A 20,336-nucleotide genomic window follows, 5' to 3' on the forward strand; every position below is an offset into this window, starting at 1 on the left:
GGGGGCCCACCCCCAGGATGGGGACCAGGACCGGGGCCGGGATGCGGACCAGGACCAGGGTGCGGGCCGGGACCGTGCGGGGGGCCAGGGTGCGGGCCATGCCGCGGACCGAACCCGCCGCCCGGGCCGCCACCACCCCCACCGAACCCGCCGCCCCCGAAGCCACCCCCGAACCCTCCGCCGCCGGCGCGGTCGCCACGCTCGCCGCCGTGGTCGTCGTGCTGTTTTTTCTCCTCACCGGGATGGTTGCGCAGCTCCTCCCCGAGCCTGAGGGACACAGGACGGCGGGTACGGAATGACATGAGGAACGCCTCACCCGGGCTCATGTGAAGGTGAAGAAGAAGTCGTGCGTGCGGTGATGGGCGACGAAGGCACCTTCACCTCTCTTCCACGCTCTCTTCCATGCTCACTCCGGTGGCGGACGCCCGCCACTGGGGAGCGACAGCCGTCGACGCGGCGACACCCGGCCCTGACCGCCGTCACTCCTCCTCGACGACCAGGCCGGACAGCTCCGTCGCCGCATCGGCGAGGGCGGCCGGGTACGTGTCCCCGATCAGCGGCGAGGTCTCGCCCGGGACCTCGTCGGCCGCCAGGATGGGGTGCGACAGGCGCCGTTGAGACCGTAGGGCAGGTGCCGGCTTCCGGACGACCGTGAAGAGCCCGAAGAGGTGCCCCGCGACCACGGTGGGACCTTCTCGCGAGGTGGCATCGGCTCCCTTGGTGCCCGTGGGTTCCCGGTACCGGCGGACGCCCGACGGCGTCCGGGCCCGACTGCGGCCTCTCCAACCACGGTGACGCCCCGTCGAGTTGCCGGCGAGCGCGGCCGGCGGCGATCGGGTGCGGGCCCGCACCCAGGGGTCTAGCGTGGAAAGGGAGCCGCCGTGCCGCCCCTGCCCCGGACGACGTCCCGGCCCCCACCCTGCCCCTCTCCCAGGCGGATCGCTATGTCCTCCACCGTTCGCATCGCCGGCGCGCTGCCCACGCCGGACGCCGACCCGAGCCTGAGCGTCGTCTTCGCCGGCGGCTGGTCGGTGGGTTACGACTGGGCGGCGGACCACGTGGTCACCGCGGGTGCGCCGACCCATCCGCTCTTCCCCGCGCCGTTCGACCGTGATCTGGACGGCGCGCTGCTCGGCCAACAGGCCTTCAGTGACTTCGAGTACGTCTTCCAGGGCGGCAACTACCAGCGGATCAAGCTGGTCGGGCTGCAGCCGGACGGCGACCCCGCCTCGGCGGCGGACAACTGGTTCCTGCCGTCCGACTGGACCACGCTCGACGCCGTCTTCCCCGGCGGTGGCGTGAAGAGCGGCTTCGCCTACTTCTTCCACGGCCCGGACTACATGCGCTTCGACTGGCCGGCGAACGCCGCCTCGGCCGGCTACCCGAAGCCGATCGGCCCGAACTGGCACACCAGCGGCGACTTCACCCACGACCTGGACGGCGAGATCACCGGCCTGCGGGCCTTCGGCGCCAAGGCGTACCTGTTCCGGACCGTCACCACCATGGTGAACCGGGACGGCCGACGGACCTCGAGCGGTGGCTTCGTCGTGAATGCGCCGGTCTACTGCCGTTACGACTTCAACCGCGAGGTCGTCGACAACACCGTCACCGATCCGGCCGACGTCGTCGGGCAGTGGAACGGCCTCTTTCCGCTGCTCGACGCCGGACCCGCCATCGAGCTCGCGCTGGACTGGATCGGCGGGGCCGAAACGGCGGCCGCCGCGACACCGCTCGATCCCGCCACCCTGACGGCGTTCGCGCATCACTTCATGACCAGGTCCCCGGACACGACCGTGGTCAACACGGTCCGCGATCGGCTCCGGCAAATCCGCGAACGGCTCACCGCACTTCCGGACCGGTTCAAGTGGACGGCGGACCTGGGGTTCGCGGCAACGACCACGCCGGGCACACTGACCGAGATCGGGAACGAGTTCTCGACCTTCCACGGGCCCAACGGCCGGGCGGCGGCGCTGATCCACGAGGCGAGCCACTTCCGCTTCGACGCCGGCGTCGACGTACCGGAGTGGTCGGGCGAGGTGGTCGCCGGAGTGCAGCAGAGCCCGGCCGTGATCAACGGCGTCACCATGCCCCGCTACAGCACCATCCCGACCGCGGATGCCCTGGTCAACCCGAGTTCGTACGCCGCGTTCGCCCAGGAGACCGCGCTGGGCGAGGACACCCGGTTCGGTGCCGCCCGGCCCCAGCTCTGAACGTGGCGCTCATGGAGCACCCATGCGGGACTCATCCAGCACCCGCCGCCTCACCTGCTGCCTCACCCGGCGCCGGAGCCGTCCGCATGGCCACCCGGTACTCGCTCGGCGACATCCCCACCGCCGTCCGGAAGGCGCGGGAGAACCGGTCCGGCTGGGGGTAGCCCCAGCAGGTCGCGACGGCGTGGATGGTCAGGTGGCAATCGCGCCTGGACAGGACTGCCCCGGCGCGACGGTCCTGCAGCGTGGACGAGAACCGGCTGAAGCTGATCAGCGGGGAGCCGAGCAGTACGTCGAGCATGTCGTCGTCTGCTCCGCTGACAACGCCGTGTACCCCCTGCCCGTCACAGAGCAGGCCAGGGCTGTGACCGTATTTGCGGTGACGGTCGAGTCTGCGTGCGTGATCACGGGCGTGGAGATCGCACAGGAGAGGGGGCGCCGGTTTCCCGGCCAGCGGCACGGCTGCGGGCGGCGCCAGGCGTAGCCCCTGCCGATCCATGAGGGGTGAGATGCGGCACCGCACCACCGGCGATAGCATGGACATAACGGCCGCGCGAGCCCAGTGACCGGTGGCCGAATTCCCGTAGCGTTCCTTCGTGTTCCTTCGTTCCCTGGGCCCGCAGACTGCGGGAAAGGAGATGGAACACGATGAGTCAGACAGACACCCTCATCGCCATTGAGAAGACCCAAGTGGGATACCACGAAGGCTTCTCCAACGGCCACTACAACAATCATCAGAAGTTTTCCCCCGCCGTTCCCGGACTGGAGTGGTCGCAGAACCAGTCATGGTGTCAGACCTTCCAGTCCTGGGCCTTCCAACAGGCCGGCGTGAAGAGTCTGGCACCTGTGACCGCATCTTGCCCGACGGCTGTCAACTGGTACAAGAGCCGCGGCAGGTTCTCGTATTACCCCGCTATCGGGGCGATGGTATTTTTCGGCCACTCGGGAGGCCAACACGTCGGACTCGTCTACAAGTACGACGCGGATCATACGTACACCATCGAAGGGAACACCAACGCCAACGGTTCGTCCGAGGGCGACGGGGTGTACCTGAAAAAGCGTGCCCGCCGGGACAGTTATCTCTACGGTTACGGGCTGCCAAGATTCGCAGAGGGAATTGTCACGGCCGATCCGGGTCTGAAGAACAAACCTGGATATACCTATATGGCCGCCGCCTCGTCCCGTGCGCCCGATGCACCGCCCATGGCAGAGGTCGAAGAGGCGCTGCCGTGGGTGTCCTCCGACCAGCTCACCTGGGCGGCCACACACCCCACGGCCGAGGAGCAGGCCGCGGGAGACGGCGACGGCACCTTGGCGGACGATGTCGCCCTCGTACAGGATGCGTTGGAGAAGGTCATGGGCGTCGCCCCGGACGACCCGCACTCCGTGTTCGAGGCGGAGACGCAGGAGCTCTTCGAGCGATTCCGCACGGAGAAGCTGGGCCGCTACGAGGCGGACGGCCACGGCGTTCCCCGCACGCAGGAGCTGGTCGAACTGGGCAGGCAGTCAGAGCTGTTCAACGTCAGGGCGGGTTCGTCCCCGGCCGCAGAGCAGCCCTGGGTCAGCCTGAACCAGGTGGTCTGGGCCTCGACGCACAGTGCCCAGGAGGAACAGGCGCAGCCGGGCGGGGACGCCAGCCCGCAGGCCGATGTGGCTCTGGTGCAGGACGGGCTGGAGAGGGTCATGCACACGGACGTGGCCGATGAACGCGGGATCTTCGAGACCGCCTCTCAGGCCCTCTACGACGAGTTTCGTCGTACGGTGCTGCACTTCTCCGGCAGTGACGCCGTCGGGACACCCGGCATGCAGTCGTTGACGGAACTCGGGCAGCGCGCCGGCCTGTTCCAGGTGCGTACCGGTTTCCCGGTGGGCGAGACGACGGGTGGTACCGGGGCCGATGCCATGGGGCAGATCGCCCCGAAGCAGGTGACGTTCCATCGGTACACACCCGAGGGCACGCTGGAGGACTGGATCGCGCAGGCGAGTACGGCGGCCGGAGTCCAGGCGAGCAGCTACTGGGTGAAGGGCTTCAAGACAGCTGTCGCGCGCGAGTCGTCCGGCAATCCCAACGCCTGCAATCTGTGGGACTCCAACGCCAAAACGCCGCCCGCCTTCAGTAGGGTCAAGGACTTTGGGGACGGATATCTGCACGATGGACGGATCATGAGGCTGAACGGCACGCTCACACATTTCCAGTGCTCCCGCGGCATCGTGCAGTGCATCCCGCAGACATTCGCCCAGCGCCACGCTCCCGGTACCTCGGTGAACATCTACGACCCTGTGGCATGCATCGCCGCTGCGATGCGGTACGTCCGCAGCCGGTACGGAGTCGCCATCGACGGTTCCAATCTCGCCAAGAGGGTCCAGCAGTTCGACCCCAACCGGCGTCCCCACCCGTACTGACGGCGACGCCGGACATGCACGACGAGCGGCGCCTGGCTCCGGTCGGGATACGGGACAACCCTCAGCATTCAGTGCGCCCAACTAACCAGCAGGCCATGCCCGCTGAAGCCAAAACACCGCATGCCTGCGTACTCACCGCAGAGCATCAATAGCACGCCGGGCGGTATTGCAGCGAATGATCTGCGCGGGTCCGCGCAAGCCGTGTGGCACGGGGAAGACGATGGCGTGGGCGGGGGGGCCGGGCGACTTGCGCCCGCCATTCCGGTGAGGCGCGGAGCATGGGTGACCGTGCGACTGGGGCGAACGGGGCAGGTCAGAGGCCGCCGGTATTGAGCAGCCGGTCGGTGGTGTCGGAGCGGACACCGAGCACGACACCGCGGGTGGCCGTGTGGTCGAGCCAGACGTGGACCTCGTTGGCGGTGGCGTGGGGGTGTGCCGACAGGTACAGCGCGATCACGCCGGTCGCGTGTGGCGCGGCCCAGTATGTAGCGCGCCGTCGTTCTCCGTGGTCGTAACGCCACCGGCGAGGGCGGCGGTCACCTTCTGGCCGGGGGCGTACAAATCCACAGGGCGACTGACGCCACGCCATCGCCTAACGGCACCAGAACCCGGGCGACGAGCGTTCCATAGGCCGACTGCTGCGCGGCCCCCTGACGCGAAAAACCCACGGCCGGGCGCCGTCAGGCCGGTCACTCACGCCCATTGAAGCCCCGTCAGATCACCGCCTCGCAAGTTGCGCGATCGGGCAACTGGACGGATCGTGGAAGAGACCGTGGAGGACCGCACCGTGCCCGGACCGGCGCACGGACGTCTGGTATTCGGAACGGCAGCATCACGAACACCACCACGGAAACGGTGGTGACCGTGGAGACGAGCGGCCGAACGGGCCCGCCGTGAACGGGCCGCGCTCGCCGAGCGCTTTGAGCACGACCTGTTGACTGTCGACCATCCGCTGGGTTCGGGGACGGCAGTGACGTCGACGCCGAGATCGTCGCCTCCTCAATCGGGCAGGACGCGACATCATCCGTGAGGCTGCGCCACGGTGCTCTCTCCGGACCAACGCATCGAAGGACCAACGTCATGATCAAGGGATACGACGTATCCGCCTTCCAGGACGCGCACTTCGCCACCGCCGACGCCAGCTTCGCGTTCATCAAGGGCACCGAGGGCCGCTCCTACGTCAACCCCAGGCAGAAGGAGCAGGCCGCGCACGCCCGTTCCGCGGGGCTGGTCGTCGGCTTCTACCACTTCCTGCACCCGGGTCACATCAAGGAGCAGGCGGCCCACTTCGTGAAGGGTTCCGCGAGCGTCGACTTCGACCTTCTGGTCGTCGACTGGGAGTCCAACCCGGACGGGACGGTGGCGACCTGCGCGGAGAAGGATTCCTTCATCGCCGAGGTCAAGCGGCTGCGCGGCACCCACCACAAGATTGGGCTGTACTGCAACCGGGATTTCTGGCGTCACCGGGACACCACCGGCCATGTGGGTGATTTCCTGTGGATCGCCGAGTACGGCGTGGCCGCGGGCAAGCCCCACATCCAGGCCAAGTGGAAGTTCCACCAGTACACCGACGAGCCGCTGGACACCAACGTGGGCAATTTCTCTTCGAAGGCCGAGCTGGTCGCCTTCGCCGGTGGCATCAACGGCAAGCGCTCGTGACCGCGACGTGGGCGGAAGTACTTGCTCGCGTTGAACCTCCAGCGCTGGAGTCAGCGCGTCGATGAGTTCGCCGAGCTGCTGGCGGGTCATCCCGGTCAGTTCCAGGTCCTGCAGTGAACGCCGCGCGAGGCGAGGCGGTCTGCCCGCCGGGGCCTGGTCTGACGCGCTGTCGGCCGTCGCCTCGTCCATCGGAGGCTGTGGGTGGAGGGTGTAGTTCCAGTCGCCGTGGAAGCGGTGCCGGGTGATGGGCAGGGGGGCGATCTCGTCGTCGCTGACCTGGATGCCGGTGGGGTACTGGTTGGTGTCGAGTTCCGCGTGCACGGTCAGGCCGGTCTTGGTAGTGGTCGCCGCGATGCTCTCGACGATGACTTCATGGCTGGTCAGGGGCCTGCCGCGCCAGTTCATGGTGATGTGGGAGAACAGCCGGTGCTCGATCCGGTTCCACTTCGACGTGCCGGGAGGCAGGTGGCAGACGGTGATGGCCAGACCAGTCTCAGCGGCGAACCGGGCGAGTTCGGTCTTCCAGGTGCGGGTGCGATACCCGTTGGAGCCGCCGGCATCGGCGGTGATCAGCAGTCGGCCGGCCGTCGGGTAGGTGGCCCGTCCGGCTCCGTTCCACCAGCGGCGGATCGACTCGACGGCGAACGCACCCGAACCCGGACCGGCTGCAGGGCTTCCTGGCCAAAGCCGCCTGGGACGCGGATGAGCTGCGCGACCGGGTCCGCGACATCGCCCTTGCCGCGCTGGCCGACCCGGAGCGGGCGCTGGCGGCGCACGTGCCGTTCTCCTACCTCCTGGCCGAGAGGACTACGGCATCGCCTGGAAGCACACCGACCACTGGTCGTCTCCACCTTCCTCAACGTGGGCACTGCGACTACGGCTTCTACTGGTACCTCTACCTCGACGGCAAGATCGAACTGGAGGTCAAGGCCACCGGCATCCTCTACACCTCCGGTGTCCACGACGGCGACCACCCCTACGCCCCGCAGGTCGCCCCGCACCTCGGCGCGCCCGTCCACCAGCATCTGTTCAACGTGCGCCTGGACATGAGCGCGGACGGCCTGACCAACGCGGTCGACGAGATCGACGTCCAGGGCGAGCCCATGGACAAGGCCAACCCCTGGGGCGGCGCGTTCCGCGCCAAGGAGACCCGGCTGACCTCCGAACGCACCGGTCAGCGTCTGACCGACCCCGACAAGGGCCGCAAGTGGCGCATCTCCAACCCCGAGAAGACCAACTACCTCGGCAAGCCCGTCTCCTACGTCCTCCCCCCCCGGCGGCCCCCTGCTGATCTCCACCGAGGACTCGCCCATCGCGAAGCGCGCCGTCTTCGCCACCAAGGCGCTGTGGGTCACCAAGCACGACCCGCAGGAACTGTGGCCGGCCGGCTACACCCCCAACCAGCACCCCGGCGGCGCGGGCCTGCCGGAGTACGTCGCCGGGGACGAGAACATCGACGGCGAGGACATCGTCCTGTGGCACACCTTCGGCTTCACCCACGTCCCCCGCATCGAGGACTGGCCGGTGATGCCGACCGACTACGTCGGCTTCACCCTCACCCCCAGCGGTTTCTTCGACCGCAACCCCGCTCTGGACCTGCCGGAGCAGAACGGAGGCAGCCACTGCTCGGCCTAGGGAGGCCGGCGGGTTCCTGACGGCAGACGGCTGACGACAGGCCGCTGACGGCAGGTCTGTGGAGACGGGCCGGACCGAGCGGCCGGGCCGTTCCGGAGACGGAGCGGCCCGGCTCTCCGCTCAGCGGCCCGAGGGACCGGATGCACGCAGTGCGTGGGCTTCGGCGAGCAGGAGATAGCCGGCGGCGGTCCAGGTGTAGGCGCGATCGCGCAGGCCCGCGCCGGTGAGGGCGTCGAAGTTCTCGGCGAAGCCATGGGTTTCGCACAGACGCCGGAATCGGACGCTGATCTCGTCGGCCAGGCGCCGGTGACCGCTGCGGCGCAGGCCGTCCTCGATCAAAACGGTGGCCGGCGCCCAGATCGGGCCGCGCCAGTAGCCGTCCGGGCGGTAGTGCGACGAGGTGGGCAGCTCCGTGGCCAGGCCGTGGGGGGTCAGATGGGCCTCGATCCGGTCGGCCAGGCTCTTGGCCACGTCCTCGGGCAGGTGCTCGCCCAGCGCGATGGGCATCAGGTCGAGCAGACTGGAGCTGCTCCAGGTGGCGCCGCTGTCGACCCCGCGCGCCACGAACCGCTCGCCCGTCCACAGCTCGTCGAGCAGCGCCACCCGGGTCTCCTCCGCGGTGCGCGTCCAGCCGCGGGCATCGTCGTGCCGGCCGAGTTCCGTGGCCAGAGCGGCGAGTTCGCGCAGTTGGAGGATCAGGAAGACCGCCAGGTCGGCGGTGACGACCACGCGTTCGGGGTCGAAGGTCGTGGCGTTGTCCCAGCCGCTGTCGTTGCCGTGCTGGTAGTGGGGCAGAAGGGCACCCGGCACCCTGCGGCGGGCCAGCCAGAAGTCCGTCCATCGGCTCACCCGGTCGTAGGCGACGCCCAGTTCGGCTAGGTCGAGCGGCTTTGGGAGTCGCCTGCGCAGGTGGGACAGTGTCCAGCCGTGGATGGGGGGTTTGACGAAGTTGTAGAGGACCTCGGAGTGGGTGACCGAGTCGGGCAGAGCGCCGCTCTCGTCCTGGTGGTCGAAGGGCAGGGCGAACTGGCTCCAGGCCAGCTCCGGTGATCCGGGCGCCAGCGCAAGGGCGTTGAAGCAGTGGTCCCAGCTCCAGACCTTGTCCATCCAGTGCTTGGACATGAGTACGGCGGGCCGGGTGACGAGGCCCGCCGAGCCGACGGTCGCCGACCACAGGACGTAGGCGGCGAGTTCGGCGGCCGGTGTCTCGGCGGAACGCCACGGTGCGATCGCGTCCACGAAGGCGGCAAAGGCCTGCCGGGCCCGTTCCTCGACGTCGTCGAAGGCCGCCGAGAGGAGGTAGGGGCGGCGTGCGCTGTCGAGTTCGTCGACCGCGATCTCCCACGTTCCGCCGGGCGCGTGGGCGGACACGGCGAGTCCCCGGTCGGCGGTGCCGAGCGTCTGGGTTCCGGAGGCTTCGGTCACCGTGCCGGACAGCGGGGTGACGCGGTAACGGCGGCCGGTCTCGTACGAGGTGAACACGTACGCCCCGTCCACCGGGTCGCGGTAGAGGTACGTGCCCGTGAAGGGGGTCAGGGCCGCCGCGGCCGCGCTGATGCGCAGGCCGATTCCCCGGCCCCTGATCCGGATGGTCTCCGGGGCCTCGTAGGCACAGTCGATGCTCCCGCGCGCATGTTCCCACCGGAGCAGACTCGGTGTGCTCACGACACGGCAGTCGGCCCGGCCGCCGGTCTCCGTGTCCAGCGGGACGAGGCGCAGGACGGCGTGCATGCCGTTCTGGTGGGACACGAGGTGGAGGTCGTCGGCGCGCTTGTTCTCTCCCAGTACGGGTGAGATGCCGAACCAGGAGCCGTGCGTGCTGAACGGGACGTCGTGAAGGGAGAAGGCCGGGCCGGATCGGACGGCGGTCATCAAGTGGTACTCGTTTCTTCAGCTGGAACGGCGGGGCCGGTCAGTCCTTCAGGGCGCCGGAGGCGACGCCGGCGGCGACATAGCGCTGGGCGAGGACGAGGATCACCGTCGCGGGCAGCGAGGCCACTACGGCGGTCGCCATGATGGCGTTCCACTGCTGGTTGTTGTTGCCGATGTAGTGGTAGATGCCGAGGGTGATCGGCTCGTGGGCGCCGCCGCCGTCGAGGGTGCTGGCGAAGACGAAGTCGGACCAGGACCACAGGAACGCGAACAGCGAGACGGTGACGACGGCGTTGCGGCTCATGGGCAGCACGATCGACCAGAAGGTGCGGGCGGGTCCGGCGCCGTCCGTCGTCGCGGCCTGCAGCAGTTCACCCGGGATGCCGGACATGAACGCGGTGAAGATCAGTACGGCGAAGGGGACGGCCAGCGTGGAGTCCGCGACGATCAGTCCGGGCACGGACTGGAGCAGGCCGAGGTTGAGGTAGACGGCGTAGAAGCCCATCGCCATGATGATGCCGGGGATCATCTGGGCTGCCAGGAAGAGGAAGCCGAGCACGCCGCCGCCGCGCGGACGCAGTTTGGCCAGGGCATAGCCGGCGGGGGCGGCGAGGGCCACCGTGACGACGACCGTGCCGAGTCCGATGACAAGGCTGGTGCCGAGGTAGGGCAACTGGTCGTCCAGGACGGCCCGGTAGCCCTGCAGTGTGCCGTGGACGGGGAAGAGGCCGGGCGGGCTCTTGCGCAGGTCCTGGTCGCGGGTGAAGGACGCGTTGAGCATCCAGTAGACCGGGAAGAGCATGATCGCGGTGAGCAGGACGCCCACGGCGGTCTTCCATGAGGTCCGGCGCATCATGACAGAGCCTGCTTCCGCTGGACCCTCAGATATGCCAGGCCGAAGACCAGGGCGGCGGCGACGAGCAGGTTGCCGACGGCCGCTCCCGGGCCGAAGGCGGGCAGCAGGTTGCCGAAGCCGAGCTGGTAGGACCAGGTGGCGAAGGTGGTGGACGAGTCGGCCGGGCCGCCCTTGGTCATGATCCAGATGATGTCGAAGACCTTGAGCGTGTAGACGAGGCCCAGCAACAGGGTGACGGCCGACACCGGGCGCAGCAGCGGGAAGGTGATGTGCCAGAAGCGCCGCCAGGCGTTCGCGCCGTCGAGGGCGGCCGCCTCGTACAGGCTGGCCGGGACGGACTGCAGGCCGCTGTGGAGCACGACCAGGTTGAACGGGATGCCGATCCAGATGTTGGCGATGATCACCGAGGCCAGTGACCACGACGGCGAGGTCAGCCAGTTCACCGAGTCGACACCGACGGCGTTCAGGGCGGCGTTGACGATGCCGGAGTCGCTGTTGAGCATCCACGACCAGGTGGACGCCGACACGATCAGGGGCAGCAGCCACGGCACGAGGAACAGCGCCCGCAGGGTCGCCGACAGCCGGAAGTGCTGGTTGAAGAAGACCGCGAGGGCCAGACCGATCGCGTACTGGAAGAACAGGCACACGGCGGTGAAGACCACGGTGTGGGTCAGGGCCGGGGCGAAGGTGGGGTCGTCGAGTACGGCACGGTAGTTGGCGAGACCCGCGAAGGGCGCGTCGCCCTGGACGAAGGAGCGGACGGTGTAGTGGCGCAGGCTCAGGTCGAGGTTGCGGTAGAGCGGATAGGCGTAGAAGAGGCCGAGGTAGAGGGTGACCGGGGCGAGGAAGGCCCAGGCCGCCCACTGCGGGGAGGCGGGACGGCGGCGCCGGGGCGGGGTGCGGACCGGGGCCGGAGCGGGGCCGGCCCGGCCGGGCACGGGCCGCCGGTCCGGCGGGTGCGTGCTCTGTTTCATCGGGCTCACGTCACTTGACCGCCGTCTGCGCCGCGGCGAGAGCGTCCTTGGGGGACCTGGCCCCGCTCAGCGCCGACTGGACCGCCTTCCACAACTGCTCGGAGATCTTGGGGTACTTGGTGCCGAGGTCGTCGCTGGTGCGGCCCTTGGCCGCCTTGACCGCCGCCGCCCACGGCTTCAGCTTGTCGTTCGCCGCCACCTGCTTGTCCTGCACCGCACTGGTCGGGGCCACATAGGACAGCGTGGTGTCGGTCGCGTAGAGGTTGGCGTCGCTGGTCAGGCAGGTGACCAGCTTGCGTGCGGTGGCGTAGCGGCCGGTGTCGCTCTGGACGGGGACCGTGACGAACTCACCACCGGTCGGGGCCGGGGCGGTGCCGCCGGTGGCGCCGGGTATGGGCACGACGCCGTAGTCGAAGCCGGCCTTCTCGGCGTTGGCGAGCTGCCAGGTGCCGTTCTCGGCGAAGGCGTAGTCGCCGGTGGCGAACTCCTGCCAGCTGGTGGTCTGGGTGTTGTTGAGGACCGAATTGGGGGCGTAGCCGTCCTTGAGCCAGCCCTTCCACAGGGACAGCGCCGACACGCCCTGGCCGGAGTCGAGCCGGGTGAGCTGCGCGCCCGCGCCCCAGAACCACGGCAGGAACTGGAAGCTGCCCTCCTCCGTGCCGATCGCGGAGAAGGTGATGCCCTTCTCGCCCGCCTTCTTGACCTTGGCCAGCGCCGCTGTGAGGGAAGGCCAGTCCTTGACCGAGGCGATGTCGACCCCGGCCTTCTTCAGGACGTCCTTGTTGTAGTAGAGGGCGAGGGTGTTGGCGCCGACGGGAGTGCCGTAGGTCTTGCCGCCCGACTGTCCGGCCGCGAGCAGGTTGGCGTCGGCCTTGGAGGTGTCCACCTTGTTGTCCGCGGTCGTGGTGAGGACTCCCGCCTCCGCCAGCGTGGAGACCACGGGATTGTCGACGATGAGGACATCGGGCGAGTTGTTCTGCTGCGCCGCCAGGAGTTCCTTGTTCGCCAGGTCGCTGGTGTCGAACGCGGTTCGCTTGATCTTCACGCCGGCCTTGCCGCCGCAGCTGTCGAGCAGCTTCGCCCAGGCCGAGTCGCCGGCGAACTGCGGGTAGGGGTCCCAGACGGTGTACGTGCCGCTGTCCGCGCCCTTCGCGGACGAACTCCCGCCGGACGAACAGGCGGTGATGCCGGTGGCGAGGGCGACGACGGTCAGGGTCGCGGCGGTGAGCCGCCGTCCTGCGGGTCCGTTCATGGTGCGTCCTTCGTGTTTTCGGCAAGGGCATGCCGAAGCTGCGGGTCGGGAAGCGTCCGGCCGGGAACGGCCGGTGACGAAGCGGAGCTGTGGACGTGGGGGGAGGAAGGAGAGGGCGTGAGTGTCAGACGTCGGGGTGGGCATGGGCGGGGCCGGTGCTCGCGCGCAGGGAGATCGGCGGGGCGAGCAGGTGGTGGCGTGGTGCCGCTTCGGGACGGTCGAGGCGCTCGACGAGCAGGTCGACAGCGAGGCGTCCCATCCGCTCGGCCGGTACGTCCGCCGCCGTGAGCTGCGGGGTCACCGTCTCGGCCCAGCGGGCGGCGACCACCCCGGTGACGGAGAAGTCGCGCGGCACATGGCGGCCCGCCACGGCCAGCCCGCGGTAGACGCCGCCCAGCGCCGCCTCGTTGAGGGTGACCAGTGCCGTGGTGGCCGGGTCGTCGTGCAGGATCCGCTCGACACACTCCTCACCGGAAGGAGCGTCGTCGCCGCAGCAGTACGTCCGTACGGTGAGACCGCGCTCCGCCGCTGCCTTGGTGAAGCCCTCCAGGCCCCGGTGCGCCGACTCGTACCCGGCGCGCAGCATGCGCTCGGGCCGGTTCACCAGGGCGATCCTGCGATGCCCCAGGTCTGCCAGGTGGTGGACGCAGGCGGCCACCAGCGCCGTGTGGTCGAGCCCCACCCACCAGTCGCCGTCCGGCTGTGCGGTCCGGCCGATGCAGACGGCCGGGAAGTCCTCGGCGACGAGGTGGTCGATGCGGTCGTCCGCCAGCCGGATCTCCATCAGGATCGCGCCGTCGACCCGCCGCTCGGCCAGCAGCCGCTGGAAGGAGCGGTCGCTGTCCGCGCCGCTGGGAGAGAGCAGCACGTCGTAGTCGTGGGCGGCCGCGGCCTCCACCACACTGCCGATGAAGTCCAGCTGCATGCCGGTGTAGTGGCTGCCGGCCGGCGGGAAGACCAGACCGAGCGTGCTGGTCCGGCCGTTGGCCAGGGCACGGGCGCTCGCGTTCGGGCGGTAGCCCAGTTCGTCGATGACCCGCTGGATCTTCTGCCGGGTGTCGTCCGACACCGGACGCTTGCCGCTCAGCGCGTACGAGACGGTACTCCGCGAGACACCGGCCCGCCGGGCGATCTCACCGATGTTCACGGCACTCCTTCGTCGAACCGGTGCACGGGGCGACCCGGCTGTCGAACCGGTTCGCGTGATGGGAAGGTAGGAGCGTGTCGGAGCGGGTGTCAATGCCCTGCGCGCATTTCCGGGAGATTGCCGACGACCGCGCCTCAATCCACGTCACGGGTATTGCTGGGCCGTTTCCGGCAGTGCTAGCTTCCGCCGAACCGGTTCGACAAGGCGCGATGAGATCACACTCCGCACCCCCGTTTCCCCCGTCGAAGCAGGACGCATACGACCCCGGGTCATCGAACCGGTTCGCCACGCTCCACGTCCCCGACCATCTGGGAGAGCCGCCCATGCCCCTGCGTCCCTCGCACCCGCTGTCCAGGATCGCCGTCCTGCTGACAGCCCTGGCGGCGAGCATGTTGCCCGCCACCGCCTCGCACGCCGCCAACACCGGCGTCACGGTCGACTTCGCCACCGCCGGAGGAGCCCCCACCTACCACGCCTCCGGCATGATCTACGGGATGACCCCGGACGGTTCGCTGCCCCAGGACCACTTCTTCACCGACATCAAGTGGCACTTCATGCGGGCCGGCGGCGCCCAGCTCAACAGCGGCGGGTACGCCACCAGCCTGGCCGACTACCAGACCCGCTGGGCGTCCACCCTCGCCCAGTACAAGCGGACCGCCGCCCTCGGTGGCACCTTCGTCCTGCTGCCGCACGACCTGTGGGGCGCCGACGGCACCACCAGCCAGGGCTGGCCCGGCGACAACGGCGACTGGACGCAGTTCGACGCCTTCGTCACCCAGCTCATCAGCGACGTCAGGGCCAACGGCATGACCGTCCAGTGGGACCTGTGGAACGAACCCGACGGCAGCGGATTCTGGGGGGCGTCACAGACCCAGTACCTGCAGATGTGGTCCCGGTTCTACGCCAAGGTACGGACCGCGTTCCCCGACCAGCTGATCGTCGGTCCCAGCATCGCGGGCCAGCCGAACTCCGCCAACAGCTGGTGGACGACGTATCTGGCCTACGTCAAGGCGAACAACGTCGCCCCCGACATCTACAGCTGGCACGACGAGCCGGGCGACCCGGTCACCGACGTCGGCCGCGCCAACTCCACCCTCGCCGCGGCGGGGCTGACGAATACCCGTCCGTACCAGATCAACGAGTACGCCACCCTGTCCATGCAGTCGCCCGGCGGCGGCGCCTGGTTCATCGGCCGTCTGGAGCGGGCCGGCGCCGACGGCCTGCGCGGCAACTGGGCCTCCGGAACCGGCCTGCACGACGACGAGGCCAACCTGCTCACCAAGAACAGCGCGGGCCAGTACCTGCCGCTCGGCGAGTGGTTCATGTACCGCTACTACGGCTCCCAGACCGGCAACATCGTCAACCTCGTCCCCGGCACGGGGATCGACGGCCTCGCCACCAAGGACAACACCGCGAAGAACGCCAGGATCCTGCTCGGCAGCAGCGGCAACACCGGCACGGTCACCGTCGGCCTCACCGGTCTGAACACCACGTCGGTGGTGGAGAACAGCCAGGTCCGGGCCGTCGTCCAGCGCATCCCGTACAACAGCGGGGCCGCGGTGACCGGCCCGGAGACGGTCTCCGACACCACCCTGGCGGTCAGCGGCAACACCGCCTCGGTGAGCATCCCCTGGTCCGACGCCAAGGACGGCTACACCGTCACCCTGCTGCCGCCCTCCGACACCACCGTCTCCACGGTCGCCGTCAGCGAGAACAGCGGGCTGTGCCTGGACGACACCAACCTGAGCACCGCCAACGGCACCCAGTACCAGCAGTACGACTGCGAGGGCGGCTACCAGCAGATGCTCGACCTCAAGCCGGTCGACGGCAAGACGAATACCTACACGATCGTCAACGAGACCAGCGGTAAGTGCCTGGACGTCTCCGGCGCGTCCACGGCCGACGGCGCCGCCGTCATCCAGTACACCTGCGGCAGCTCGACCAACCAGCAGTTCACGCTGAGTCCTGTCACCGCGCTCGGCAACAGCCAGGACTACCAGCTGGTCGCCGTGCACAGCGGCAAGTGCGTGGACGTCTCCGGCGTCTCCACCCAGCCGCGGGCCCTGGTCCACCAGTGGACGTGCGATGCCGCGAGTGCCCTCGCCACCAAGAAGAACCAGATCTGGCGGCTCCAGGGCAAGAGCTGACCCCGTCCGGCCCCCTGCTCTCCGGCACCGGCGGGCGGCGCCGTCAGGGCCGGCGCCGCTCGCCGTCGTCCGAGGTGAGCGCCTGTACCGCCCAGATGACCGTGCCTTCGCGGCTGTACCGGGTACTCCAGCGCTCGGTGAGCCGGGCGACGGGCATGAGGCTCCGGCCGCCTTCGTCGAAGGTACGGGCACGGCGCCGACGCGGAGCGGTGCTGCTGGTGTCGGAAACCTCGCAGGTCAGGGTCGGCTGGAGGATCAACCGCAGCTGGATGGGGCCAGAAGCGGACACCCGGGCCATGCGGGCGAAGCCGCCCCGGTTGCTGGTACGGATCACAGCGCGAATCCGTCCTGGGTGCTCCGCTTCGCGGCGTGCATCGCGCCTACGGCGTTGATCGTCAGGCCGATTCGGGCGTGCTCGGCGCGCCAACGGTTCGTGGCATGGACGGAGCCGGGCGAGCTCGGGCAGAGGAGCCCCACCTCGACGTCCGCGCCGGGCGCACCGCCGGTGATCCGGGCGCCGGCCCCGGCCGCCCTCGTCGCACAGCACGGGCACCATGGAAGCCCGTGTGCCTCAGCCGGCCGGGGCGGACGCGCCGCCACCGAACTCGTCGCGGCCCGGAGCCTCGCGGCCCCCTCTCCCACCGTCTCCGGACCCGGCGTATCCGGACGAGAAGTGGCCGCCCGCCGTCGTCCTCGCGAAGGCGGCCGCACCCGGCGTCTCCACGGCCGTCCCGCTCAGACCCCGTGCCCCTGCGGCTTCCACCCCTTCTCGGTCGTGACCAATACCCGCTGCCCGGCGAGACCGTCGTCAGCGGCGATCTCGACGAGGGCGCGCGCGACGTTCGCGAAGGGGAGGGTGGGCAGACCGGGGACCTTGGCGACCCGGTCGAGGGACTTGACGGTGGCGATGGCCACGGCAGGGGCTTCCTTCAGGTTGACCGGATGAACGATCGTCCAGTTCAGGCCGCTCTCCGGCAGAGTCTCCTCCGACAGTTCCTTGTCCTTGAAGATCGCGGCGACGACCGTGCGATAGACCAGCCGCCCCGGGAACGACGCCTTCGCCGCGGTGTCGCCGACACCGAACGCGGAGACGAGCACGAACCGTTCGACGCCTGCGTCCTGGATCGCGGCGGTTATCACCGGCAGGGTGCGCTGCATGAGGTCGATGGGCTTCTTCGCGCGCAGGGCGACTCCGATGGCCGAGATCGCGGCGTCGCTGCCGGCGAAGGCCTTCGCCATCGCGGACCGGTCGTCCAGGGAACCCTGCACAACGGTCAGTCCGGTCTGCGGCGGCACCGCGTCGGGGTTGCGGACGTAGGCCACGACCTCGTGTCCCTGGAACAGTGCCTCCTTCACGACGTGTGAGCCGATGTTGCCGGTGGCACCCAGTACGACGATCTTCATCGTTCTTCTCCTCTGATTCCCGGCTGCGGGGAGGGCATCCGGAGGGCGTCCGGGGCTTACACAGCGCCCCATTTACTTCGAATTCGAAGCAATGATCCAGAGTGCTTCGAATTCGAAGTTCATGCCGGACGGTAGCATACTTCGAACTCGAAGCAAGGACGGTGACCGTGGAGCCGACACCCCAACACGTCGCGGCGTACTTCGCCCTCATGGAGGCCGGGGCCCTGCTGCAACAGCTGGTCGAACAGCAGCTGCGCCGCGACGGAGACCTCAGCTACATCCAGTTCCGCGTCCTGGCCCAGCTCGCCGAGGCACCCGGCCCGAGCCTGCGCATGACGGATCTCGCCGACGGGGTCGTGTACAGCCGCAGCGGACTGACCTATCAGGCCGACCGACTCGAACAGGCCGGCCTGATCGCCCGCGCCCCCTCGCCCGATGACGAACGCTCGGTGACGGTGACGATCACCGAGGCGGGCCGGGAGGTGCTGGAGAGGGTCCTGCCCGGTCACATCGGCCTCGTCGCGAAGGAACTCTTCGGCCCGCTGAAGGAGGAGGACGTCGCGGCGATGGCGGACGTGCTGACGCGCATCCGCGACCACCTGCGCACCGTCCCGCGCGGACCGGCGACCCGCCGGCGCAACACGGGGAGCTGACGCCCTTCCACGCCCTCGGTACCGCCACTCCGGCACACGACAAACCACCCTTGACAGCACCTTGGACAGCGCCTCCCCCTCAGGCGTTTCCCCCCCCGAGGCGAACGGTGATCATCGTGGGCTGCGGCCCGCTATGTGATCGCCCAGCCGTGCGTCGACGTCAAGGACAAGGCCTGCATCGAGGAGTGCCCCGTCGACTGCATATACGAGGGCGGGCGGATGCCCTACATCCAGCCGGACGAATGCGTCGACTGCGGTTCGTGCGAGCCGATCTGCCCGGTCGAGGCGACCTTCTACGAGGACGATGTGCCTGCGGAATGGAGCGACTTCACCAACGCCGACGCGACCGTCTTTGCCGCGATCGGAGCTCCCGGCGGCGCCTCCCTGGCGGGTCGGCTGCCCGCCGACGCCCGGATGGTCACCGCTCTCTCTCCCCCCCGGGCGTGACACCTGACCGCGGCCGCTCCCGCGAAAGAACGAGCCAGTCGGTTCTGCGCCATGTTCTTCTATAAGGGTCAAGTCGGGAGCCTGGAGCGAACGTTGCTCTTCCAGACGCCCGAAACGAGGGTTCAGCCGCCGTGGTTGTGCATGACGTGCTCGGTGCGCGAGTAGTCGTCCGGCGCGTAGATCGACAGGTCCCGTCCGTAGCCGGATCCCTTGAATCCGCAACAGATACGTTGACGTGCCCCCCTGGGTGTGCCGTCTCACGAGGTCGGTGCCGCGGCCTCGATCACCGGCTCTCCGGCCGGACGTCGAGGGCGGACCCGCTCGGCGATGAGCCGGCGGTAGTTCGGGCACTGAGTGACGTCCTCGTACTCGCAGTTCAGGCCGCCCTCGATGAGCTCCAACGAGGCCTGGGCCGCCGCGATCCTCGACCGGAGCTCCTCGGCCGCGGGACGCAGGATCTCGTGCCGGGTGGCACGGTCGGCGGTTGTGGACAAGCTCCTGATGGTGTTCAGACCCAGGCCGGCCTCCTTCAGGATGAGGACCGTCGCCACGCGGGTGAGGTCGTCCGCGCCGTAGCGGCGACTCCCGCCTGCGTCCCGGCCCGGGTGCAGCAGGCCCATCGCCTCCCAGTGCCGCAGCACGTGCGTGGCCAGACCGAACCGTGCCGCGAGCGCACCGATGCTCAACGTGCCGGCGTCGCCGCCTTCGCTTGACTTCATGCCGACATTAAGTCGCAGCCTGATGTCCATGTCCAAGGATCAGGAAGCGGTGGCAGAACACCGCGACACCGAAGCCCTGCTGGCCGTCCTCGACGCTGCGGACCAGATGCCGGACGCCACTCGACTGCGGGCCCGCAGCTACGAACTGCTGTCTCTCGTCCCGGGCTCGACCGTCGTGGACGTCGGCTGCGGCGCCGGACGAGCCGTCGCCGAACTGACCGGACGCGGCGTCCACGCGGTGGGCGTGGACCCCAGCCCGAGGATGCTGGCCGCGGCCCGGGAGCGGTGGACGGAGGCCGAGTTCCGGGAGGCGGCGGCGGAGGATCTGCCGTTCGCCGACGGAAGCGTGCGCGGCTACCGCGCCGACAAGGTCTTCCACTTGCTTCGGGAGCCGGGGCGCGCGGTGGCGGAGGCACGACGGGTCCTCCGTCCGGGCGGCAGGATCGTCCTGGTCGGTCAGGACTGGGACGCCATCATGATCGACTCGGACGACGCGGCGCTCACCCGCACGATCGTGCACGCCCGCGCCGACCTCCTGGGCACGCCCCGCGCCGGCCGCCAGTACCGCAGCCTGCTCCTGGCCGACGGCTTCGACGACGTCGCGGTCGAGGTGCACACCAGCGTGTTCACCGACCCCGCGCTGCTGTCGCTGCTCGCGAGGATCGCCGAGCCGGCCTGCGCCGACGGCGCCGTCGGCCGTGACCGGGTCGACGGGTGGCTCGCCGAACAGCGCCGACGTGCCGAGACCGGCCGCATGCTCATCGCCATTCCGTTTTTCGTGGCCTCCGCCTCCGCCTGAGTGCTGTCCGATCTGAGTGGTCGCGCCGGTGCTGATCCTCGGCTGATGCCGCCGCGGGCGGGTGTGCCGGGCACGTACTGCCCGGTTCTTGAGAATCAAGCTCACTTTGAAGCTGTGGCAAAGATGATTGAACAAAACAATTTAATTCTTTTAGAACAG

The 20,336-nt window shown here is 69.2% G+C and carries 20 protein-coding genes and 2 pseudogenes; 10 read left to right on the plus strand and 12 right to left on the minus strand.

Going from position 1 to position 20,336, the window contains the following annotated elements:
- The first annotated feature begins 98 nt into the window (after nucleotides 1–98).
- Nucleotides 99–299, plus strand: a complete 201-nt coding sequence (locus ABT137_RS48495; protein WP_351719929.1) for a hypothetical protein — start codon at nucleotides 99–101, stop codon at nucleotides 297–299.
- A gap of 180 nt (nucleotides 300–479) precedes the next feature.
- On the opposite strand, the gene ABT137_RS48500 is transcribed toward ABT137_RS48495, so the two are convergent.
- Complete coding sequence (locus ABT137_RS48500; protein ID WP_351719931.1) at nucleotides 480–683, minus strand: hypothetical protein; 204 nt, start codon at nucleotides 681–683, stop codon at nucleotides 480–482.
- A gap of 261 nt (nucleotides 684–944) precedes the next feature.
- Between ABT137_RS48500 and ABT137_RS48505 the strand changes: the two genes are divergently transcribed.
- On the plus strand, nucleotides 945–2,210 hold the full coding sequence (locus tag ABT137_RS48505) for a hypothetical protein (protein ID WP_351719934.1): 1,266 nt from the start codon (nucleotides 945–947) through the stop codon (nucleotides 2,208–2,210).
- Between the two features lie 31 nt (nucleotides 2,211–2,241).
- Here the strand turns inward: ABT137_RS48505 and ABT137_RS48510 are convergent, their stop codons facing one another.
- Nucleotides 2,242–2,511, minus strand: a complete 270-nt coding sequence (locus tag ABT137_RS48510) for a helix-turn-helix domain-containing protein (RefSeq protein ID WP_351719935.1) — start codon at nucleotides 2,509–2,511, stop codon at nucleotides 2,242–2,244.
- Nucleotides 2,512–2,858: 347 nt separating this feature from the next.
- Here ABT137_RS48510 and ABT137_RS48515 point away from each other — a divergent pair, with 347 nt between their 5' ends.
- Complete coding sequence (locus tag ABT137_RS48515; protein ID WP_351719937.1) at nucleotides 2,859–4,613, plus strand: hypothetical protein; 1,755 nt, start codon at nucleotides 2,859–2,861, stop codon at nucleotides 4,611–4,613.
- A 313-nt stretch (nucleotides 4,614–4,926) separates the two neighbouring features.
- Here the strand turns inward: ABT137_RS48515 and ABT137_RS48520 are convergent, their stop codons facing one another.
- Nucleotides 4,927–5,070, minus strand: a complete 144-nt coding sequence (locus ABT137_RS48520; protein ID WP_351719940.1) for a hypothetical protein — start codon at nucleotides 5,068–5,070, stop codon at nucleotides 4,927–4,929.
- A gap of 623 nt (nucleotides 5,071–5,693) precedes the next feature.
- Here ABT137_RS48520 and ABT137_RS48525 point away from each other — a divergent pair.
- Nucleotides 5,694–6,272 carry a glycoside hydrolase family 25 protein gene (locus tag ABT137_RS48525; RefSeq protein WP_351719942.1) on the plus strand — a complete coding sequence of 193 codons (579 nt, stop codon included), beginning with the start codon at nucleotides 5,694–5,696 and terminating at the stop codon, nucleotides 6,270–6,272.
- A 185-nt stretch (nucleotides 6,273–6,457) separates the two neighbouring features.
- On the opposite strand, the pseudogene ABT137_RS48530 reads toward ABT137_RS48525, so the two are convergent.
- A pseudogene (locus tag ABT137_RS48530) lies at nucleotides 6,458–6,926 on the minus strand (ISAzo13 family transposase); the annotation flags it as partial.
- Nucleotides 6,927–7,048: 122 nt separating this feature from the next.
- Here ABT137_RS48530 and ABT137_RS48535 point away from each other — a divergent pair.
- A pseudogene (locus ABT137_RS48535) lies at nucleotides 7,049–7,489 on the plus strand (copper amine oxidase); the annotation flags it as partial.
- A 94-nt stretch (nucleotides 7,490–7,583) separates the two neighbouring features.
- Nucleotides 7,584–7,907 (plus strand): copper amine oxidase, encoded by a 324-nt coding sequence (locus ABT137_RS48540; protein ID WP_351719968.1) that lies wholly within the window; start codon nucleotides 7,584–7,586, stop codon nucleotides 7,905–7,907.
- Between the two features lie 120 nt (nucleotides 7,908–8,027).
- On the opposite strand, the gene ABT137_RS48545 is transcribed toward ABT137_RS48540, so the two are convergent.
- From ABT137_RS48545 to ABT137_RS48565, 5 genes are all read right to left on the minus strand, one after another.
- Nucleotides 8,028–9,779 carry an amylo-alpha-1,6-glucosidase gene (locus tag ABT137_RS48545; RefSeq protein ID WP_351719944.1) on the minus strand — a complete coding sequence of 584 codons (1,752 nt, stop codon included), beginning with the start codon at nucleotides 9,777–9,779 and terminating at the stop codon, nucleotides 8,028–8,030.
- Between the two features lie 40 nt (nucleotides 9,780–9,819).
- Nucleotides 9,820–10,632 (minus strand): carbohydrate ABC transporter permease, encoded by an 813-nt coding sequence (locus ABT137_RS48550; protein WP_502984712.1) that lies wholly within the window; start codon nucleotides 10,630–10,632, stop codon nucleotides 9,820–9,822.
- Entirely contained in the window at nucleotides 10,632–11,609 is a 978-nt protein-coding gene (locus tag ABT137_RS48555) for a carbohydrate ABC transporter permease (protein ID WP_351719949.1), read from the minus strand. Before ABT137_RS48555 ends, ABT137_RS48550 begins: the two co-directional genes overlap by 1 nt.
- A 10-nt stretch (nucleotides 11,610–11,619) precedes the next feature.
- The gene (locus tag ABT137_RS48560; protein WP_351719951.1) at nucleotides 11,620–12,861 is read right to left on the minus strand and encodes a sugar ABC transporter substrate-binding protein; all 1,242 of its coding nucleotides are present in this window, start codon (nucleotides 12,859–12,861) and stop codon (nucleotides 11,620–11,622) included.
- Between the two features lie 124 nt (nucleotides 12,862–12,985).
- A complete protein-coding gene (locus ABT137_RS48565) occupies nucleotides 12,986–14,008 on the minus strand; it encodes a LacI family DNA-binding transcriptional regulator (protein ID WP_351719953.1) in 1,023 nt (340 codons plus the stop codon).
- A gap of 323 nt (nucleotides 14,009–14,331) precedes the next feature.
- Here ABT137_RS48565 and ABT137_RS48570 point away from each other — a divergent pair, with 323 nt between their 5' ends.
- Nucleotides 14,332–16,155 carry an RICIN domain-containing protein gene (locus ABT137_RS48570; protein ID WP_351719955.1) on the plus strand — a complete coding sequence of 608 codons (1,824 nt, stop codon included), beginning with the start codon at nucleotides 14,332–14,334 and terminating at the stop codon, nucleotides 16,153–16,155.
- A gap of 43 nt (nucleotides 16,156–16,198) precedes the next feature.
- Here ABT137_RS48570 and ABT137_RS48575 read toward each other — a convergent pair whose 3' ends face one another.
- A complete protein-coding gene (locus tag ABT137_RS48575; protein WP_502984713.1) occupies nucleotides 16,199–16,489 on the minus strand; it encodes an ATP-binding protein in 291 nt (96 codons plus the stop codon).
- A gap of 401 nt (nucleotides 16,490–16,890) precedes the next feature.
- Nucleotides 16,891–17,559, minus strand: a complete 669-nt coding sequence (locus ABT137_RS48580; protein WP_351719957.1) for an NAD(P)-dependent oxidoreductase — start codon at nucleotides 17,557–17,559, stop codon at nucleotides 16,891–16,893.
- 167 nt (nucleotides 17,560–17,726) lie between these two features.
- Between ABT137_RS48580 and ABT137_RS48585 the strand changes: the two genes are divergently transcribed.
- Nucleotides 17,727–18,212 (plus strand): MarR family winged helix-turn-helix transcriptional regulator, encoded by a 486-nt coding sequence (locus tag ABT137_RS48585; protein WP_351719960.1) that lies wholly within the window; start codon nucleotides 17,727–17,729, stop codon nucleotides 18,210–18,212.
- A gap of 135 nt (nucleotides 18,213–18,347) precedes the next feature.
- Nucleotides 18,348–18,659 (plus strand): ferredoxin, encoded by a 312-nt coding sequence (gene fdxA / locus ABT137_RS48590; protein WP_351719962.1) that lies wholly within the window; start codon nucleotides 18,348–18,350, stop codon nucleotides 18,657–18,659.
- Nucleotides 18,660–18,916: 257 nt separating this feature from the next.
- Here fdxA and ABT137_RS48595 read toward each other — a convergent pair whose 3' ends face one another.
- On the minus strand, nucleotides 18,917–19,378 hold the full coding sequence (locus tag ABT137_RS48595; protein WP_351719963.1) for a MerR family transcriptional regulator: 462 nt from the start codon (nucleotides 19,376–19,378) through the stop codon (nucleotides 18,917–18,919).
- A 28-nt stretch (nucleotides 19,379–19,406) separates the two neighbouring features.
- Between ABT137_RS48595 and ABT137_RS48600 the strand changes: the two genes are divergently transcribed.
- The gene (locus ABT137_RS48600; RefSeq protein WP_351719964.1) at nucleotides 19,407–20,177 is read left to right on the plus strand and encodes a methyltransferase domain-containing protein; all 771 of its coding nucleotides are present in this window, start codon (nucleotides 19,407–19,409) and stop codon (nucleotides 20,175–20,177) included.
- The last annotated feature ends 159 nt before the right edge of the window (nucleotides 20,178–20,336 follow it).

This window comes from Streptomyces sp. NPDC001980 (assembly GCF_040296885.1).
Lineage (GTDB): Bacteria > Actinomycetota > Actinomycetes > Streptomycetales > Streptomycetaceae > Streptomyces.

Bases quoted from the DNA above. Each gene is read 5' to 3' on its own strand.
- ABT137_RS48495 (WP_351719929.1), top strand. From the start codon at position 99: ATGCCGCGGACCGAACCCGCCGCCCGGGCCGCCACCACCCCCACCGAA.
- ABT137_RS48505 (WP_351719934.1), top strand. From the start codon at position 945: ATGTCCTCCACCGTTCGCATCGCCGGCGCGCTGCCCACGCCGGACGCC.
- ABT137_RS48510 (WP_351719935.1), bottom strand. From the start codon at position 2,511: ATGCTCGACGTACTGCTCGGCTCCCCGCTGATCAGCTTCAGCCGGTTC.
- ABT137_RS48515 (WP_351719937.1), top strand. From the start codon at position 2,859: ATGAGTCAGACAGACACCCTCATCGCCATTGAGAAGACCCAAGTGGGA.
- ABT137_RS48525 (WP_351719942.1), top strand. From the start codon at position 5,694: ATGATCAAGGGATACGACGTATCCGCCTTCCAGGACGCGCACTTCGCC.
- ABT137_RS48545 (WP_351719944.1), bottom strand. From the start codon at position 9,779: ATGACCGCCGTCCGATCCGGCCCGGCCTTCTCCCTTCACGACGTCCCG.
- ABT137_RS48550 (WP_502984712.1), bottom strand. From the start codon at position 10,632: ATGCGCCGGACCTCATGGAAGACCGCCGTGGGCGTCCTGCTCACCGCG.
- ABT137_RS48555 (WP_351719949.1), bottom strand. From the start codon at position 11,609: ATGAAACAGAGCACGCACCCGCCGGACCGGCGGCCCGTGCCCGGCCGG.
- ABT137_RS48560 (WP_351719951.1), bottom strand. From the start codon at position 12,861: ATGAACGGACCCGCAGGACGGCGGCTCACCGCCGCGACCCTGACCGTC.
- ABT137_RS48570 (WP_351719955.1), top strand. From the start codon at position 14,332: ATGCCCCTGCGTCCCTCGCACCCGCTGTCCAGGATCGCCGTCCTGCTG.
- ABT137_RS48580 (WP_351719957.1), bottom strand. From the start codon at position 17,559: ATGAAGATCGTCGTACTGGGTGCCACCGGCAACATCGGCTCACACGTC.
- ABT137_RS48595 (WP_351719963.1), bottom strand. From the start codon at position 19,378: ATGAAGTCAAGCGAAGGCGGCGACGCCGGCACGTTGAGCATCGGTGCG.
- ABT137_RS48600 (WP_351719964.1), top strand. From the start codon at position 19,407: ATGTCCAAGGATCAGGAAGCGGTGGCAGAACACCGCGACACCGAAGCC.